This window comes from Butyrivibrio sp. WCD2001, assembly GCF_000424485.1.
Classification (GTDB): Bacteria; Bacillota; Clostridia; order Lachnospirales; family Lachnospiraceae; genus Butyrivibrio.
The window spans coordinates 204,751-222,701 of record NZ_AUJZ01000004.1 but is presented as its reverse complement, the minus strand read 5'-3'; the positions used below and the strand labels follow the sequence as shown (position 1 = coordinate 222,701).

The 17,951-nt window shown below is 42.8% G+C and carries 17 protein-coding genes; 16 read left to right on the top strand and 1 reads right to left on the bottom strand.

The window, feature by feature from the left end:
• Window positions 1-53: 53 nt before the first annotated feature.
• Window positions 54-794 carry a hypothetical protein gene (locus G630_RS0104110; RefSeq protein WP_242829898.1) on the bottom strand — a complete coding sequence of 247 codons (741 nt, stop codon included), beginning with the start codon at window positions 792-794 and terminating at the stop codon, window positions 54-56.
• A gap of 286 nt (window positions 795-1,080) precedes the next feature.
• Between G630_RS0104110 and G630_RS20620 the strand changes: the two genes are divergently transcribed.
• The 16 genes from G630_RS20620 to G630_RS0104030 all read left to right on the top strand — a co-directional run bounded on the left by G630_RS20620 (window position 1,081) and on the right by G630_RS0104030 (window position 17,889).
• Window positions 1,081-1,830 (top strand): hypothetical protein, encoded by a 750-nt coding sequence (locus G630_RS20620; protein ID WP_022761686.1) that lies wholly within the window; start codon window positions 1,081-1,083, stop codon window positions 1,828-1,830.
• Window positions 1,831-2,395: 565 nt separating this feature from the next.
• The gene (gene mraZ / locus G630_RS0104100) at window positions 2,396-2,836 is read left to right on the top strand and encodes a division/cell wall cluster transcriptional repressor MraZ (protein ID WP_026497836.1); all 441 of its coding nucleotides are present in this window, start codon (window positions 2,396-2,398) and stop codon (window positions 2,834-2,836) included.
• A gap of 32 nt (window positions 2,837-2,868) precedes the next feature.
• Window positions 2,869-3,810: a 16S rRNA (cytosine(1402)-N(4))-methyltransferase RsmH gene (gene rsmH / locus G630_RS0104095; protein ID WP_026497835.1), complete on the top strand. Its 942-nt coding sequence runs from the start codon at window positions 2,869-2,871 to the stop codon at window positions 3,808-3,810.
• A 26-nt stretch (window positions 3,811-3,836) separates the two neighbouring features.
• The gene (locus G630_RS20615) at window positions 3,837-4,283 is read left to right on the top strand and encodes a cell division protein FtsL (RefSeq protein WP_044958659.1); all 447 of its coding nucleotides are present in this window, start codon (window positions 3,837-3,839) and stop codon (window positions 4,281-4,283) included.
• Between the two features lie 50 nt (window positions 4,284-4,333).
• Window positions 4,334-6,679: a peptidoglycan D,D-transpeptidase FtsI family protein gene (locus G630_RS0104085; RefSeq protein ID WP_242829897.1), complete on the top strand. Its 2,346-nt coding sequence runs from the start codon at window positions 4,334-4,336 to the stop codon at window positions 6,677-6,679.
• Between the two features lie 23 nt (window positions 6,680-6,702).
• Window positions 6,703-8,073, top strand: coding sequence for a UDP-N-acetylmuramoyl-L-alanine--D-glutamate ligase (gene murD / locus G630_RS0104080; RefSeq protein ID WP_022761681.1), 1,371 nt, complete (start codon window positions 6,703-6,705; stop codon window positions 8,071-8,073).
• 35 nt (window positions 8,074-8,108) lie between these two features.
• A complete protein-coding gene (locus tag G630_RS0104075; RefSeq protein ID WP_081646720.1) occupies window positions 8,109-9,308 on the top strand; it encodes a peptidoglycan glycosyltransferase FtsW in 1,200 nt (399 codons plus the stop codon).
• Window positions 9,309-9,321: 13 nt separating this feature from the next.
• Window positions 9,322-10,119: a cell division protein FtsQ/DivIB gene (locus G630_RS0104070; protein ID WP_022761679.1), complete on the top strand. Its 798-nt coding sequence runs from the start codon at window positions 9,322-9,324 to the stop codon at window positions 10,117-10,119.
• 78 nt (window positions 10,120-10,197) lie between these two features.
• Window positions 10,198-11,505 (top strand): cell division protein FtsZ, encoded by a 1,308-nt coding sequence (gene ftsZ / locus G630_RS0104065; RefSeq protein ID WP_026497832.1) that lies wholly within the window; start codon window positions 10,198-10,200, stop codon window positions 11,503-11,505.
• 221 nt (window positions 11,506-11,726) lie between these two features.
• Window positions 11,727-12,233 carry a transcriptional regulator NrdR gene (gene nrdR / locus G630_RS0104060; protein WP_022761677.1) on the top strand — a complete coding sequence of 169 codons (507 nt, stop codon included), beginning with the start codon at window positions 11,727-11,729 and terminating at the stop codon, window positions 12,231-12,233.
• A gap of 122 nt (window positions 12,234-12,355) precedes the next feature.
• Entirely contained in the window at window positions 12,356-13,966 is a 1,611-nt protein-coding gene (locus G630_RS0104055) for an ABC transporter substrate-binding protein (RefSeq protein ID WP_022761676.1), read from the top strand.
• Window positions 13,967-13,992: 26 nt separating this feature from the next.
• Complete coding sequence (locus G630_RS0104050; protein WP_022761675.1) at window positions 13,993-14,937, top strand: ABC transporter permease; 945 nt, start codon at window positions 13,993-13,995, stop codon at window positions 14,935-14,937.
• Window positions 14,937-15,770 carry an ABC transporter permease gene (locus tag G630_RS20610; protein WP_022761674.1) on the top strand — a complete coding sequence of 278 codons (834 nt, stop codon included), beginning with the start codon at window positions 14,937-14,939 and terminating at the stop codon, window positions 15,768-15,770. Before G630_RS0104050 ends, G630_RS20610 begins: the two co-directional genes overlap by 1 nt.
• Before the next feature lie 21 nt (window positions 15,771-15,791).
• The gene (locus tag G630_RS20605; protein WP_049944859.1) at window positions 15,792-16,592 is read left to right on the top strand and encodes an ABC transporter ATP-binding protein; all 801 of its coding nucleotides are present in this window, start codon (window positions 15,792-15,794) and stop codon (window positions 16,590-16,592) included.
• 12 nt (window positions 16,593-16,604) lie between these two features.
• Entirely contained in the window at window positions 16,605-17,369 is a 765-nt protein-coding gene (locus G630_RS0104035; RefSeq protein ID WP_026497830.1) for an ABC transporter ATP-binding protein, read from the top strand.
• 103 nt (window positions 17,370-17,472) lie between these two features.
• Window positions 17,473-17,889, top strand: a complete 417-nt coding sequence (locus tag G630_RS0104030; RefSeq protein WP_026497829.1) for a hypothetical protein — start codon at window positions 17,473-17,475, stop codon at window positions 17,887-17,889.
• Window positions 17,890-17,951 lie beyond the last annotated feature (62 nt).

Sequence of the window (17,951 nt, the reverse complement as noted above, 5' to 3'; positions counted from 1 at the left end):
CGTGCCACCTTCCCCCAAAGGGGGGAGGCTTTAATCGGGGGAGGCTTAATTTTTTACAATTTAGCTACGCCGTACGCATCCAGATCATGTCCCAGCAATTCCATAATTCTCAGCTCATCCATTGCATCTATTACTGCGTTATGAGTTTCGCAGTAACTTGCATTTCCACTGATCATTCTCAATATATTTTCAACGGAATATCCACTTTTCAGGCGGCCGCTTTTACATAAAGCGGCACTGGCCGGAATGAAGCTGTTGAACTGCTTATATGCAGCCAGTCTCATGATATCGAACCAATCGAAGTCCGAGAGCTCTTCCAAATGACCGTAGTCAAATTTAGCATTGTAAGCGTATAAACTACCAACACCGTTTCCCCTCAGGTAATTGCTGATGTCAGCCATTGCCGCCTCTCTGGAGGCTACTGCCTTCGGAATGCTTTTCGCAATATTCAGAACGCTTGAATACATCCCGCCTTTTCTGTATTCGGGATCAATAATATAATACTTCGCACCAACACACTTAAAAGTACTCGCATCCGCAAGTGCGATACCGATAGACATTACCTCGTTATACCAATTGGTTTCGGTGTCTATTACAGCGATAGTGCTAAGTGAGTTGGGAGCTTCTTTGGGAACTTCTTTTGGAACCGGAGCGGAGGCGCTTTTTAGTGCGCCTTTTGCTATGTTATTTACTGCGGTACTTCTGCTGGATGTTCCTGAACCTCGTTTATTCGATGCATTAGCAGAAGGGTTTTTTATCATATTTAAAAATTCAAGTGAAGTATTGTGACTCATTTTTTTAAAATCCTTTTGGTAAATTTGCATTACAGCATGTTATATCTTAAATGATTTTGGGTTAAGAGACAATGCCATGAGTAAGTGGCGAGGTTGACAGATACTTCTATATGTGTTTCAATATCTACTATTATTTTTTCCATTTCTTCAATATGAATTCGTCATATTGTTTTTTCCATTTTTGTTTTCATAATTTTTATATAGGGAAAGGAGGAGAACTGTTATATTCCCAAAGTATGATTTTTTATCACAATTACAGGAAAGAGAAGCGTTATTAAAGAGAGAGGTGAATAAGAGAAAAAAACGTATAGCAAATGCGCCGGAAGGCAGTCTTAGAATAGCTACAACGGGAGGGAAGAGCCACTACTATCTTGGGATAAAGGGGCATAGGAAGAGTGAATATATTAAAAGAGAAGATTCTGACCTGGTTAGCGAACTTGCGCAAAAGAGATATGATTTGAAATTTGTTAGTGAAGCTGAGAAGGAGCAGAAGAGGATTTATTCATTTTTACGGGGCTATTCAGATAATATACCCGGACTTATTTCCGGATATCCTTCGGAATTAAAACAAAAACTCGATTTTGCAGACATGCCTGATGATGATTATGTCCATGATTGGCAACAGTTTGAGTATGTGCCCAAGAAATTTGATGAAGAAATGCCATATCATGTGACGGTAAGAGGAGAAAGAGTACGATCCAAATCTGAGGAGATGATAGCCAACGCATTGTTTTCAAGAGGAATTCCGTATAGGTATGAGTGCCCGATAATTCTGAGTAATGGGCAGGTGCGTTATCCGGATTTTACAATCCTAAAACCGGGGACTAGGGAGGAAATTTTTCTAGAGCATTTAGGGATGCTGGATAATCCCGAATATCTTGAAAATAATATGAAGAAGTTCAGAGAATATGAGAATAACGGAATAATTTTGGGGCGGAATTTGCTTGTTACTTATGAAAGTTCAAAGCAACCGTTAAATTCACGAATAGTGGAGAATTTTATTGAGGCTCATTTTGGCAAGATATCTGTGCTTTGATTCAAAATGGCCAAAACATAGATGCTTTTTTAGGGGAAATCTGTGTTTAGGCTGTAAATTAAGAAAACACAGATGGATATAGTAGGGATGGTCTGTGTTTTGAGAAGAAAAGCCCAAAACACAGAATGCTATAGTGGTTAGAGTCTGTGTTTTGAATGAAAGAACTAAAAACACAGACAGCCCTCGCAGAAAGAGTCTGTGAAATAAAAGAAAACATATAAAACACAGAACCCCTAAAATATTTAATATTTAATAAAAATTTCCCAAATAACTCGAAAAGAACAATACAGACAAGATATGCTAAGCAGAAAACTAAAACCACAATATCTTGTATGGGCGAGCCTCCCACCGTACGGTGGGAGGCATTTTTGCGCCTAAATTCAGCGATAAAGCCGCCATACAGAGGTTGTTAAATGAAGAAAAAAGGTATATTATACATTTAGGTGGAGGAATGTGGTGCAGAGTGGGTGATTGTGGTGGATAATAACATAGACCTGCCAAAAACAATCAATCACAAAAAATAAGTTGACGAATCAGAACAATCCACCTTACCGGTGAAGAAACTATGGGAAAGGCGTACAAAGGCGAATACAGCCATTCAATCGATTCAAAAGGACGACTGATCATCCCGGCCAAGTTTCGCGATCTGCTGGGAGAGCAGTTTGTGGTAACGAAGGGCTTTGATGGATGTCTTTTTGTGTTTGATCAGGAAGGTTGGGATGCCTTTGAGGAGAAACTCAAGGCGCTGCCTATGGATATACCCGGTGCAAGACAACTTGGAAGATTCTTCATGGCAGGAGCAGATGATGTCGAGCTTGATAAGCAGGGAAGAATACTTCTTAAAGCAAACTGGCTAAGCCACGCTTCTATAGAAAAGGATGCAATTGTTGCAGGTGTCGGCAATAGAGTTGAAATCTGGAGCAAGGAGAAGTGGGAAGAAGCAACAAGCTTTGATGATATCGATAGCATAGCAGCGAAAATGAGTGAATATGGCTTAAGCATCTAAGTCATGTGCCTGGTACAAGGAAAGAAAACAATATGGAATTCAAGCATTACTCAGTGCTTCTAAATGAAGTGATTGAAAACCTGAATATAAAGCCTAACGGCATATACGTTGACGGTACACTGGGCGGTGCGGGACATTCCTCACACATAGCCGAAAAACTCTCTGATAAAGGAAAACTCATTGGAATTGACCAGGACGAAGATGCAATTAAGGCGGCAACAAAGCGCCTCGAACCTTTTGGCGACAGAATCACCGTTATTCGTGACAACTATGAAAATGCGGTAAGCAGAGTAAGAGACCTTGGGATAGAGGGTGTTGACGGAATTCTCCTGGATCTCGGAGTTTCATCCTTTCAGCTGGATAACGAGGAGCGCGGTTTTACCTACAGATTCGACACACCTCTTGATATGAGGATGGACAGACGCCAGGAACTGACCGCGGGAACAATAGTGAATGAATTTTCCGAGATGGAAATATTTCATATTATAAGAAATTACGGCGAAGACAAATTTGCCAAGAACATTGCAAAGCATATAGTAGCGAGAAGAGCGGAAAAGCCTATAGAAACAACCTTTGAACTCAATGAGATTATAAAGGCTGCAATTCCCGCAAGAATGAGAGAAAAGGGAGGGCATCCTTCAAAGAGAACTTATCAGGCGCTGAGAATTGCCTGTAACAGAGAGTTGGATGTTCTGGAGAATTCTCTTGACGGAATGATCGATTTTCTTAATCCCGGAGGAAGAATCTGTGTAATAACCTTCCACTCTCTTGAGGACAGAATAGTAAAGAACAACTTCAGGAAAAATGAAAATCCCTGTACATGCCCGCCAGAGATCCCGATCTGCGTATGCGGCAAGAAATCAAAAGGAAAGGTAATAACAAGAAAACCGATAATTCCTTCCGAAAAGGAACTTGAAGAAAACTCAAGAAGCGCCAGTGCAAAGCTGAGAGTTTTTGAAAAAATAGAATCATGAGGGTGTATAGTAACGAGGAAATATATATGGAAAAGAGATATGTATACGGTAATACCGCAAGACAACTGAATGAGCCAAGAAGACAGACTCGAAGAGAGATGCCGCTCCATGAGGTTAAGCGCAAGGAGGCTAAGAAACGCGCGTCTCACATGAGCCTTGGATATTTGTTGTTTTTGTCACTTGCAGTTTTGGCTACAGGGGTTATACTTACTTGGTATATAACTCTTCAGTCGGAAATAACTTCAAGTGTTAAGGAAGTGTCCACTTTGGAGGCACAGCTCAATACCTTGAAGCAGGACAATGATGAGGCGTATAACAAGGCTGTAAGCAGTCTTGATTTGGAGAAGATAAAGCGAATCGCTATAGGGGAGTACGGTATGACCTATGCTACTGATGGTCAGATCGTATCTTATTCCGGTGGCAGTGGCAATGATTATGTAAGACAGGTTGCACCTATACCGGATGGTAATTGAAAAAAGTTATGAGAACTAAAAGAAGTAAAGCACAAAAATTTACAATAGGGATGAAAAAGAAGCTGTTAGTGCTGTTCATAATAGTACTGACAGCTTTTGTTGGTTTGAGTATCAGACTGATCCTCATAAACAGGGACAACGGTAAGGAATATGAAAAGCAGGTTTTGTCCCAGCAAAAGTATGATTCCAGCACAATACCTTACAGACGCGGTGAGATACTTGATGCCAACGGGACAGTGCTGGCATACAGTGAGAAGGTTTACAACATTGTTCTTGATGCCAAGCTTGTTTTATCGGGAAAAGATAATAAGTATCTGGATCCCACGGTCAGTGCACTTGTGAGATGCTTTGGTTTTGATGAGGGAGAAATCAGAAACTATATTTCCGATAACCCCGAGTCGCAGTACTATGTCCTGTCAAAACAGCGCACCTATGATGAAATCAGCGAATTCCAGGGGCTTATTACAATAGGCAGCGAAACCTACGACGAAAATGTACAGGGTGTGTGGTTTGAGGAAAACTACATCAGAAAATACCCTAACGGCTCAATGGCATGCGATGTTGTCGGATTTACAACAAGTGACAACAACGGCGTATTCGGACTTGAGGAATATTACAATGATGTCTTAAGCGGCAGTAACGGACGTACCTACGGCTACCTCGACGAGGATTCGAACCTTGAGAGAACAACAATCCCACCGACGGACGGAAACAGCATAGTTACAACTATAGACGGTAACCTTCAGTCAATCGTCGAGAAGTACCTTCAGGAATTCAATGATACCTATAAGGATGCATTTCGCCAGGGAAACGGCGCGAACAATATCGGTTGTGTGATCATGGATGTCAATAATGGTGATGTCCTTGCGATGGCCAGCTATCCCAAATTTGATCTTAACGATACCAGAAATACCGACAATCTCATCGGAATGCCCAGGGTAGATGAGAGAGGTCTGAAAATAGCGGGCGAGAGTATATATGATTCCGGAGTTTACATTACGCAGGAGATGCTCGATGGCATGAGCGAAGATGAAAAAATGTGGAACCTCAACGCTCTCTGGAGAAATTTCTGTATATCTGATACCTATGAGCCGGGTTCGGTCGCAAAGCCTTTTACAGTGGCAACGGGACTTGAAGCGGGCTGCATTACAGGCAATGAAGTATATGAATGTACCGGAAAAATGGATATCGGCGGACACGAGATTTACTGCCATAACAAGTACGGTGATGGCGCGGTTTCCGTTGAAAGAGGTATAGAGATTTCCTGTAACGTTGCTATGATGAAAATCGGCCAGACAATAGGTGCCGATACCTTCGCGAAATTCCAGAAAAGCTTTGGCTTTGGCCTTAAGACCAATATAGACCTTGCCGGAGAAGCCAGGACGGAAGGACTCACCTACAGTGCAAACGATATGGGTTCCACCGAGCTTGCAACAGGCACGTTCGGACAGGGCTTTAACGTGGACATGATTGAGATGATCTCTGCGTTCAGTTCACTGGTAAACGGCGGCAATTTTTATGAGCCCCATGTTGTAAAGAAAATCCAGAACTCTTCGGGAGCTACGATTAAGAGCATTGAGCCTAAGATACTCAGACAGACTATCTCGGAGTCGACTTCAAAGAAGGTTATAGAATTCTGTAATCAGGTTGTTGCAGGTGAAGAAGGTACCGGTAAGACTGCAAGACCTGCAGGATATATGATAGGTGGTAAAACAGGTACAGCGGAGACTATTCCGCGTAAGAATCAGCAGTACGTAGTATCTTTCATGGGATATGCTCCCGCTAATGATCCTAAGATTGCGATCTATGTTGTTGTAGACAGACCTAACGCAATGGATCAGGCTGATGCCAAGTTTGCAACAAGAGTTGTAAAAAAGGTGCTTACAGAGGCTCTTCCTTACCTGAACATACCTATGACTGAGCCTGTGACAGAAGAAGAGCAGGCTGAGCTTGATGCTTTGAGAGAGAAGGAAATTATGATGGCAGCTGCTGAGAAGACAGAGGCCACAGTGGATGAGAATGGTAACCCGATTCTTGATGAGAACGGCAATCCGGTTACCGCGGAGCAGGGAACACCTCTTTTGGATGAGGACGGTAATCCGGTGCTGGATGAAAATGGTAATCCTGTTATGCAGAACACCGGCGATGAAGTTTCCGGTGGCGATGCCGAAGATGGAGATCTCGATGAAGACAGTATCTGGGAGAAGATTCCGGAGGATGAACTTCCCGAAAACACTGAGCCTGTATGGAAGTCGTTTGAAATAGACGAGGAAACGGGGTATTATATTGACCCGGAAACAGGCGATCTGATTAATCCCGAGGATGGTCATTCTATCAGCGGTGACGGACTTCCGGACTATAACCCGCCTGAAACTGAAGATTCTGTGGGAGACTGATTTATTATTTGGAAGGAATAACTATGTTGGCTAAAGATATAATCGGCAAAAATGTACTTGTGATAGGAACCGGCATTTCCGGAATAGGAAGTGCGAAATTACTTGGAAAAGTAGGAGCAAAGCCTGTAATTTTTGATGAAAACACAAAGGTTACCGTGGAGGCTGTAAAGGAAAAGCTTGCGGGCTATGAAGGAACGGAACCTGAGATAATTATCGGAGAACTCTCTGATGAAGTTATAAAGGATTTGGTGCTTGTTGTTCCTAGCCCGGCAGTTCCGCTTGATTCGGATCTTATTCTTCGTCTTAAGGAGGCGGGACTCCCTATCTGGAGTGAGATAGAACTCGCTTTCAATTTTGCCAAGGGAAGTCTCGTGGCCATAACGGGAACAAACGGTAAGACTACTACAACAACCCTTGTGGGCGAGATTATGAAGGCTCATTTTGCATCCACATATGTTGTGGGAAATATTGGCTATTCCTATGCGGAGAGAGCTCTTGAGATGACGGATGATACGGTTTCAATCGGAGAGATCAGCAGCTTTCAGCTTGAAGCTGTGGAGAATTTTCATGCGAAGGTTTCCGCGATTCTCAACGTTACTCCGGACCATTTGAACAGACATCACACCATGGAGTGCTATGCCTCCATGAAAGAAAATATTACAAATAATCAGACTAAGGACGACACCTGCGTGCTCAATTATGACAATGAGTATACCAGGGCTTTTGCCGAAAGATGTCCTGCAAAGGTGGTGTTCTTTTCATCATCGGGGAAGCTTGATGAAGGCTTTTTCCTTGACGGAGAGGATATAATGCTCGCTGAAAACGGTAAGGCCGAGAAAGTTATGAATGTTCACGAGATGAACCTCGTCGGAACCTGCAATTATGAGAATGTGATGGCTGCCATCGCAATGGGACTTGCGATGGGAGTTCCTATGGATACAATACTTGGCGTTGTCCGCTCGTTCAAAGCGGTTGAACACCGTATCGAATTTGTTGCCACAAAAAACGGCGTTGATTACTACAACGATTCGAAGGGAACCAATCCCGATGCCGCAATCCAGGGAATAAAGGCTATGTGCAAGCCTACATATCTCATAGGCGGCGGATATGATAAGGGAAGTGAGTACGATGAATGGATCGAGGCTTTTGACGGCAAGGTTAAAAAGCTCGTTCTCATCGGTGTTACCAAGCAGAAGATAGCAGACTGTGCAAAAAAGCATGGTTTTAATGATTATGTATTTATGGAGACTTACGAGGAAGCACTTAAGTATTGCAGTGATAATGCTGTTTCGGGAGAAGCTGTGCTTCTTTCACCCGCCTGTGCGAGCTGGGATATGTTCCCCAGCTATGAGGTAAGAGGGCAACAGTTCAAGGATTATGTGAATAATCTGTAAGTTTTAAAGGGGGATTTTATATGGAGGCTGCAAGAATGGCAGGAGCTACAAGAACAGCAAGGTCTGGCGCGTTTGCCACTCGCGGTATGGATAGACCCGTATCTAAGAAAAAAGTAAAAAAAGAAGTCTATGTTGATTACAGCATGGTCTTTGTTGTGCTCTTCTTGCTGGTATTTGGCCTTGTTATGCTATATTCTACCAGCTCGTATGAAGCGACTTTGAAAAAGGGCGATTCGGCATATTACCTGAAGCATCAGCTTATACCGACTGTTTTGGGAGTTGGTGTGATGATAGTGGTATCGAGAATCCCGTATCAGATATATAAAAAATTCGCATCTATAGCGTATGTGTTATCTATAGTGCTTGTCCTTCTGGTTAAAACTCCTATGGGAATGACGATTAACAAGGCATCCAGATGGATTAAGATAGGCGGAGTATCTGTTCAGCCCGCAGAAGCTGCAAAGCTGGCGATGATCATTGCGCTGGCAACATTTATCAGTAAGCTTAGCAGGAACATAACCAATCCCAAGGCATTCTGGATAGTGCTCTGCGTGCCTCTTCCGGTATGCTTCCTGGTATGGAAGGTTACGAGTAACTTAAGTTCCGCAATTATTATTTTCTGTATCGCTTTTGCAATGCTCTTTATATCAACTCCGGGCTACAGGCGCTTTATTGCCATATCCGGATCGGTGGTCGGAGCAGCTGCCGGCGTGGTTTTCTTTGTTAAAAAAGCAGGCTTTAACAGCAGCATGAACTTCCGTTTCGTCCGTATTCTTGCATGGCTTGATCCTGAAGCATATGTAAACGATAAGGGTTATCAGACACTTCAGTCCCTCTATGCAATTGGCTCAGGCGGCCTTTTTGGAAAAGGTCTCGGAGAGAGTATGCAGAAACTCGGATTTATTCCCGAGGCTCAGAACGACATGATTTTTTCAATCATTTGTGAGGAGCTGGGAATTGTCGGTGCGATAGCAGTTATGCTCATGTTTGTTATTCTTATTTACAGAATGATGGTTATTGCCCAGAATGCACCGGATATGTATGGAGCTCTTCTTGTTATCGGAGTTATGGCTCATATTTCTATCCAGGTTATTCTGAATATAGCCGTTGTCACCAATACCATCCCCAATACGGGAATCACACTTCCTTTCATCAGCTACGGTGGAACCGCTGTGCTTTTCCTGCTTACAGAGATTGGAATCGTGTTTAATGTTGCAAGACATATAGACGTTTAAGGACTTTATGTAAATGGCAAGAAAGAGAAGACGAGTAAAAAGAAGAAGAACACATGCTCCTCGAATGAGCTTTGGGGAGCTGTTTTTTCTGCATAAGAGCCTTTTTATAATTGGAGCGATAATACTTATCGTTCTGATTGCGGCAATTTCGGCACTTTCGTATTTTGCGCATAATTACACCATCACAAATGTCTATGTTGACGGGAATGTGCATTATACCGATGAAGAGATCATGAACATGGTCATGACAGACAAACTCGACAGAAATTCCATGTACTTATCGCTCAAATACAGGGACAAGGAGATAACCGGTGTCCCTTTTATCGAGAAAATGGACGTGGAAATACTCTCTCCCGACACGATAAGGATCAATGTTTACGAAAAGGCTATTGCGGGATATGTGAAGTACCTCGACAGATATATATTCTTTGACAGGGACGGAATAGTGGTGGAGACCTCAGAACAGCCCTCCGATGATGTTCCTCTTGTGCTGGGGCTTAGTTTCGACTATATTGTTCTGCATGAAAAGCTGCCTGTCGAAAATGAAAACGTTTTTAAAGAGGTTCTTGATATCACTCAATTATTAAATAAATATGATCTGAAGGCTGATAAAATATTTTTTGACAGTGATTTTCATCTTTATATTTATTTTGATGAAGTGGAAGTCAGTCTCGGAACTAATGACAACATAGATGAAAAAGTGATACAATTACAATACATTTTGCCGGAACTCCAAGGAAAAAGCGGCATCCTGGAAATGTCAGAATATGATTCAAATACTCAGAACATTACATTTGAACAGAAAAATTAAAATTCTAGGTTGTAAATTATATAAAATAATTATAAAATGCTTTGTAGGAGTTTTAGGTTATGAAGGAGGAGCACTATCTTGCTTGAACTAAAGTCAAATGAGGCTGAATCCGGTGCCAAGATCATTGTTGTTGGGGTTGGTGGCGCAGGAAATAACGCTGTAAATAGAATGGTAGAGGAAAATATTTCCGGTGTAGAATTCATCGGAATTAATACAGATAAGCAGGCTTTGCAGCTTTGCAAAGCTCCCAAGCTGCTTCAGATCGGTGAGAAGCTCACCAAGGGTCTTGGTGCGGGAGCAAAGCCGGAAATCGGTCAGAAAGCTGCTGAGGAGAGCCAGGAAGAGATTTCCGCAGCTCTTAAGGGTGCTGACATGGTTTTCGTTACTTGCGGAATGGGTGGCGGTACCGGTACAGGTGCAGCTCCGGTTGTAGCTAAGCTTGCAAAGGATATGGGTATTCTTACTGTCGGTGTAGTTACCAAGCCTTTTGCTTTTGAGGCTCGCGTACGTATGCAGAACGCACTTGCCGGCATTAACACAATTAAGAACAACGTAGATACTCTTATCGTTATTCCTAACGATAAGTTACTTCAGATTGTTGACAGACGTACAACAATGCCCGATGCACTGAAGAAGGCTGATGAAGTTCTTCAGCAGGCAGTTCAGGGAATCACAGATCTGATCAACGTACCCGCTGTTATCAACCTTGACTTCGCTGACGTTCAGACAGTAATGAAGGACAAGGGAATCGCACACATCGGTATCGGTTCCGGTAAGGGCGATGATAAGGCTGCAGACGCAGTTAAGATGGCGGTTGAGTCTCCTCTTCTTGAGACTAAGATTGACGGAGCTTCCAATGTTATCATCAATGTATCCGGTGATATCACACTTATGGATGCTTCAACTGCATCAGACTATATCAGAAATCTTGCAGGAGATGATGTTAATATCATATTCGGTGCTATGTATGACGAATCAATGGCAGACACCTGCAATATTACTGTTATTGCTACAGGTATTGATGACAGAGCAAATAATGCTGCTGCATTGCAGAGAGCTCTTAATCGTAACGCTGAGAAAGCCGCAGCCGCTCAGGCAACACAGGCTGCAGCTGCTGCATCACAGCAGGCTCAGGCACAGCCTCAGCCCCAGGTTCAGGTACAGCCTCAGGTTCAGGTTCAGCCGCAGGTACAGCCTGTTCCGGTTACTCCCGAGCCCATGATTGATACACTGACAGCTCGTTCAGCTCAGACAATACCGCCACAGAAACCGGTTACTCCTCAGCCTACTCAGAGACCTTCATCAGGACTTAATCGTACTCCTGAAGTTAGAAGCTCTGTAGAAGCTAAGAGTCTTAAGATACCGGATTTCTTACAGAAAAAGTAATAATGACTTTCAAACAGTCACCTGAATAATCGGGTGACTGTTTTATTTTGCATTTTTTAATAGTTTGAGCGAGATAATGCATTTTTTTGTGGATAATTCCGTTTCACAATGTTACAATAACTTGTGTGGGTATTTTTTTTAGCCCCTAAATCTTGTAAAAGAATCAAAAGTTACAAATCTATAATTTTTTATGTGCGATAAAGCACAGAAAGGTTATCATTATGAAGTGTCCTTTTTGCGGTAAAGACAACACTCGTGTAATTGATTCAAGACCTGCGGATGAGAATACATCCATCAGACGCAGACGTGTCTGCGATTCTTGCGGGAAGAGGTTTACGACCTATGAGAAGGTTGAGACTATCCCTCTTATTGTTATCAAGAAGGATAATAACCGTGAACCCTACAATCGTGCAAAGATCGAAGCAGGCGTGCTGAGAGCATGTCACAAGAGACCGGTAAGTGCTCAGCAGATTACACAGATTGTCGATGCTGTAGAGACTGAGGTTTTCAATCTTGAGCAAAAGGAAATCCCCAGCCGTATTATCGGTGAGCTTTGCATGGATAAGATGAAGAATCTCGATCCTGTAGCTTATGTAAGATTTGCGTCTGTTTACCGTGAGTTTAAGGATGTAAATACCTTCATGGATGAGCTTAAGATAGTACTGGAGAAGGAAGAAGAGGGTGTTATAACCGATTCTACAGATAAGAACACACCCTTGCTGAAATAAACTGTCATCTGACCTTGGCTGTTGACATCTGCTACGTCTTTCCGTATAGTTTATGGTGCATCAAGACTTGATAATCAAATTGTTTTGGTGCGAAAACTAAATAAAGAAAGAAGGATTGTAACATGATGAAAAAAGGTATTGGAAGGAGAGGACTTTCCACACTTTTAGTTGTGTTAACGACACTGACTCTTACTATGAGCGGATGCTCAGGTAAAAAGGCAGAGGAATCTACGGCAGATGCGACCAATGCTACCGAGAATACCAGTTCAGGAAAGGACGGTAAAGCGGAGACAGCTGACAACACTGCAAGTTCAGATGATCTTTCAAAGATTACCATTGGTATTCCACAGGATATTGACAGTATGGACCCGCACATCGCACAGGCGGCGGGAACCAGAGAAGTACTGTTCAATGTTTACGAAGGACTTGTGAAGCCTGACCAGGATGGTAATCTGCAGCCTGCCATAGCCAGCGAGTACACAATTTCTGAGGATGGAAAAACTTATACCTTCACACTTAGAGAAGGCGTTAAGTTCCATGACGGTTCTACGGTTACGGCGGAGGATGTTAAATATTCAATCGAGCGTAATGCCGGTACCGATGGAACAGATCCGTTGATATCGGCATTTTCTAATATTGATAGTGTTGAGATTGCGGATGATTCCACAGTAGTAATGACACTTAAGGAAGCAAATACAGAGTTTCTGGCATATATGACAGTAGCTATTATTCCCGCTTCCAATGAGGATCCCGAAGGTAATCCTGTGGGAACAGGCCCTTATAAGTTTGTTTCACGTTCACCTCAGGAGAACGTAATACTTACCAAGTTTGATGAATATTGGGGCGAGCCCGCATACATTAAGGACATAACACTTAAGGTTGAGGCTAATGCTGATTCAATCGTTATGGATCTTGAAGGCGGCTCCATTGATATGTTTGCAAGAGTAACATCTGCACAGATGTCACAGCTTTCCGATAAGTTTGATGTATATGAAGGAACCATGAACCTTGTTCAGGCACTGTATCTAAACAATGCCGAGGAGCCCTTCAACAACGAACAGGTTCGTCAGGCTCTCTGCTATGCTATAAGCCCGCAGGAAATCATGGACTTTGTATCAGACGGAAAGGGAACCGAGATCGGAAGCAGTATGTTCCCTTCCTTCGGTAAGTATTTTGATGCAAGCCTTAGTGAGACCTATAACCAGGATATTGATAAGGCTAAGCAGCTGCTTGCAGAGGCAGGATATCCGAATGGTTTCGACTTTACAATAACCGTTCCCTCAAACTACACTCAGCACGTAGACACAGCACAGGTGCTTGTTGAGGAGTTTAAGGCTATCGGTGTTAACGCTACCATCCAGGAAGTTGAGTGGAATACATGGCTTGATGATGTATATACAAACCGCAACTTCCAGTCAACGGTTATCGGTGTTGATGCTTCAACACTTACAGCTTACGCACTTCTTAGCAGATTCAGATCTGATGCGCACAACAACTTCATCAACTACAATGATGCGTCCTACGATGCAGCATTTGATGCAGCTGTGAATGCAACTGATGATGCCGAGAAGACCAAGAACTACAAGGAATGTGAGAAGATTCTTTCTGAGACCGCAGCCAATGTATACATTCAGGATCTTCCGGAGTTTGTAGTATTAAATAAGAAGTTTACAGGTTATACTTTCTATCCGCTTTACGCACAGGATTTTTCAAAGATAAAACCTGCTAAATAAAATATTGAAAAAAGAGGAACACGCATATGAGATACGTATTGAAAAAAGTTTTGAGCATGGTGCTGACTTTATTCGTTGTATCTTTGTGCGTGTTCTTTGCATTTAGCCTAATACCGGGAGATCCGGTAACAAGAATGTTCGGAACAGAGGCTACACCTGAACTGATAGCGCAGTACAGAGCAAAAATGGGACTTAATGATCCACTTCTTGTCAGATATTTTCGCTGGTTTATAGCATTTTTACAGGGGGATATGGGAACCTCCTATGATTACAAGATTCCCGTAGCGGGTATGCTTGCAGAAAAAATCCCGATTACGCTTACACTTGCTATTATGTCTTTTGTGATCATGGTCATCATATCGATTCCGCTCGGCATTTACACTGCAAAGTACGAGAATGGAATAATTGATCATGTGATTTCTGTTATTAATCAGATAATTATGGCGGTACCGCCGTTTTTCTCAGGAATATTATTGACCTTCTTTTTTGGTGTGATTCTGAAAATATTCACTCCGGGAGGTTTTGTTTCATATACAAAGGATGTTCAGGGATTTCTTAAATACCTGATTTTGCCGGCTTTTGCCATAGCACTTCCTAAGGCAGCAATGGCGACGAAGCTTCTTAGAGGTTCTGTCATTGATGAGGCCGGAAAGGATTATACAAGAACAGCCTACAGTAGGGGAAATACCACAAACGGCGTTCTGTATCGTCACGTCTTGAAAAATGCCATGATTCCTGTAGTTACATTTATGGGAATGGCTCTCGCCGATATGGTTGCCGGAAGTATTGTAATTGAGCAGGTTTTCGGAATCCCCGGAATAAGCCGCATACTTCTAAGCTCAATCAACAACAGGGATTATCCCGTGGTAGAGGCAATCATCATGGGAATAGCAATCATGGTCCTTGTGATAAATCTGTTGGTTGATATCATTTACAGAATTATCAATCCCAGAATCGAGGTGGAGGAGTAATGAAGAAATTTCTTTCACTTTTCAAAAAGAATAAAGCTACAGGGCAGAGAAATACATTTCTTCTCCTTGGGACAATACTTACGGGAATAATACTCCTTATGGTTATAGTGGGAGTATTCTATACTCCCTATAGCCCGACTAAGATGGATGCTTCGGCAAAGCTTCAGGGTATCTCTCTTAAGCACATCATGGGCACTGATAACATGGGAAGAGATGTGTTCAGCAGAGTTCTCTACGGAAGCAGGATTACTCTTATAATTGCGACGTTCACCATTTTGATCGGAGCGGGAGTAGGGACAATTATCGGAGCTCTTGCCGGATATTTCGGAGGAATGTTTGGCGAGGTGACAATGAGAATTATTGATGCAATGCTGGCGTTTCCCAGTATTTTGCTCTCGCTGGTTTTTGTGAGCCTTTTCGGAACCGGAACCTATCAGGTTGCTGTAGCTCTCGGAATATCATTTGTACCAAGCTTTGCCCGCATAGTGCGAGGTGAATTCCTAAGGTGCAGAAACATGGATTATGTGGAAGTAGCAAGGCTCCAGGGAGTTTCAAATATCAGAATAATATTTGTACACATACTACCAAACACGGTAGGAGTATTGCTTTCATCAGTGATGATCGGCTTTAACAATGCTGTTCTTGCGGAGGCGGGACTCAGTTTCCTTGGAATAGGTGCGCAGCCGCCCTATGCAAGTCTCGGGAAAATGCTCTCGGATGCACAGGGTTATCTGTTCAACAGACCCAGCTATGTAATAAGCATAGGTCTTGTGATTGTGCTTATGGTTTTGGGATTTTCGTTCCTTGGTGAAGGTATAAAGAGAATTCAATGATTTTTATAAGGAAAGCAGTTTATGGGAAATGTAATACTTGATGTTACTGATCTTCATATAGAATTTCATGATCATGACAAGCCGGAGACGGTTGTCGAGGACTTTGATCTTATGCTTGAAGAGGGTGAGATTGTCGGAATCGTCGGGGAATCCGGATCCGGGAAAAGCATGAGCGCCCTCGCAATCGCAGGACTTTTGAAAAGACACGCCCTCACGAAACAAGGCAGAATCATGTTCGACGGTACCGATCTTTTAACCTGTGACAGACAAAAGCTGAGGTCATATCAGGGTGATGAGATATCAATGATTTTCCAGGAGCCCATGACCTCTCTTAATCCGGTGAAGAAGATTGGCTGGCAGGTGGAGGAATCACTTAGGATCCACCACCGCGAAATAGATAAAAAGGAAAGAAAACGCCGCGCCATCGAGATGATGGAGGCAGTAGGACTTCGGGAGCCGGAGCGTGTTTACAATATGTATCCGCATGAGCTGTCGGGCGGAATGCGCCAGAGAGTTATGATAGCTGCAGCGATGATAGGTGAGCCCAGGATATTGATCGCGGATGAGCCGACGACGGCGCTGGATGTCACAATTCAGGCTCAGATTGTGGAACTTCTTAGGAAAATGAACAGAGAAAAAGGAACCGCAATCATTTTTATCTCCCACGATCTATCACTCATCAGACAGCTTTGCAAAAGAGTTATAGTTATGCAAAAGGGGAATATAGTAGAGATTGGCGATGTGGAGAATATTTTCAGAAGACCTCAGATGCTCTACACAAGAAAGCTTATAGCTGCGATTCCGCAGATAGATCTATCGTAAAAGGAATGTCCTATGGAACAGGAAAAGGTAATTCAGATCAAGGATCTGAAGGTTTACTACAAAGATCATAAAAAGAATCCGCTTAGCAGGGACCATAGAAGGCAGGTTTTAAAAGGAGTTTCTCTTGATATATATGAAGGAGAGATTCTTGGAATTGCCGGGGAGTCAGGATGCGGTAAATCCACCCTTGCTAAGGCCCTGGTTGGAATGAATAAGGATATCGAAGGAGAGCTTATTCAGAAATACAATGATGCACAGATGGTTTTCCAGGATCCGTATTCGTCCCTTAATCCCACAAAGAAAATCGGATGGCTTTTGGAAGAGCCCTTAAGGGCTGATAAAACAAGGAATTGGACTAAAGAGGAGAGACAAAAGCGGGCAAAGGAGATCATGCGTGCAATAGGCCTTCAGGAGAATATGATGGACAGATATCCGTCGCAGCTATCCGGAGGGCAGAGGCAGAGAGTCAGCATAGGCGTTGCTCTTATGAAATCGCCCAAGGTTTTGATTGCGGATGAACCTGTATCGGCTCTTGATGTTACGATTCAGGCTCAGATTCTGGAACTGTTGCAGAAACTTCATCAGGATATGGGAATTACTATTCTTTTTATATCCCATGATCTTCGCGTCATATATCAGATATGTGACCATGTAGCTGTTATGCATGAGGGAATCATTGAGGAATACGGTGTTCCGAGAGCTGTTTATAAAGATCCCAAGAGCCCTTATACCATGCAGCTTCTGGAGGCTGCCGGAATAAGACAGCCCAAGGTATAAAGTTTTCGCCCCTATATGCCGATATAATACAAGATGATGTGAAATGATTGAAAAACGCCACAAGTTCGTGTATTATAACGATGTATGAAGAAAGGAGGGGCGTATGAGGATTGATGGGCTTGATAACTCATATATACGCGAAATATATCAGGACGCCATCGCTTCACCGGATAAGAGTTCGCAGGTAAGACCGGAGTCTACACCCCAGAGCAATGTTAAGGAAAGCGATAATACTGAAAAGTCTGTTTCTGAGGAGGTTGTAAAAACTCCCCGCAGAAACTCAAATATAAGTGATGTCAGAGTGTCTTTGGGGAATAGAGACAGTTCACTTGTGGGACTTTCCAATCTCGGAGGAATTCAGTCGAGCGTTATGCGCAAGGCCGTTTCGGATATGCAGAAGGATTCAATTCTTCATGAATATCAGTATTTTGTGGGAAGCGGAGCTGTAAGAAGAAAAGAAACTGCCGGTGACAGCAGTGTAGTGATGAATGATGAGGACGGACTTGTCGTTCGCAAGTGATTTGATAATTTAATGAAAATTAAGGGATAGGAAAGTGTTTTTCCTGTCCTTTTTTTATGTTA

Coding starts and splice junctions, on each gene's coding strand:
- G630_RS0104110 (WP_242829898.1), bottom strand. CDS start 794: ATGAGTCACAATACTTCACTTGAATTTTTAAATATGATAAAAAACCCT.
- mraZ (WP_026497836.1), top strand. CDS start 2,396: ATGGGAAAGGCGTACAAAGGCGAATACAGCCATTCAATCGATTCAAAA.
- rsmH (WP_026497835.1), top strand. CDS start 2,869: ATGGAATTCAAGCATTACTCAGTGCTTCTAAATGAAGTGATTGAAAAC.
- G630_RS20615 (WP_044958659.1), top strand. CDS start 3,837: ATGGAAAAGAGATATGTATACGGTAATACCGCAAGACAACTGAATGAG.
- G630_RS0104085 (WP_242829897.1), top strand. CDS start 4,334: ATGAAAAAGAAGCTGTTAGTGCTGTTCATAATAGTACTGACAGCTTTT.
- murD (WP_022761681.1), top strand. CDS start 6,703: ATGTTGGCTAAAGATATAATCGGCAAAAATGTACTTGTGATAGGAACC.
- G630_RS0104075 (WP_081646720.1), top strand. CDS start 8,109: ATGGCAGGAGCTACAAGAACAGCAAGGTCTGGCGCGTTTGCCACTCGC.
- G630_RS0104070 (WP_022761679.1), top strand. CDS start 9,322: ATGGCAAGAAAGAGAAGACGAGTAAAAAGAAGAAGAACACATGCTCCT.
- nrdR (WP_022761677.1), top strand. CDS start 11,727: ATGAAGTGTCCTTTTTGCGGTAAAGACAACACTCGTGTAATTGATTCA.
- G630_RS0104055 (WP_022761676.1), top strand. CDS start 12,356: ATGATGAAAAAAGGTATTGGAAGGAGAGGACTTTCCACACTTTTAGTT.
- G630_RS0104050 (WP_022761675.1), top strand. CDS start 13,993: ATGAGATACGTATTGAAAAAAGTTTTGAGCATGGTGCTGACTTTATTC.
- G630_RS20610 (WP_022761674.1), top strand. CDS start 14,937: ATGAAGAAATTTCTTTCACTTTTCAAAAAGAATAAAGCTACAGGGCAG.
- G630_RS20605 (WP_049944859.1), top strand. CDS start 15,792: ATGGGAAATGTAATACTTGATGTTACTGATCTTCATATAGAATTTCAT.
- G630_RS0104035 (WP_026497830.1), top strand. CDS start 16,605: ATGGAACAGGAAAAGGTAATTCAGATCAAGGATCTGAAGGTTTACTAC.
- G630_RS0104030 (WP_026497829.1), top strand. CDS start 17,473: ATGAGGATTGATGGGCTTGATAACTCATATATACGCGAAATATATCAG.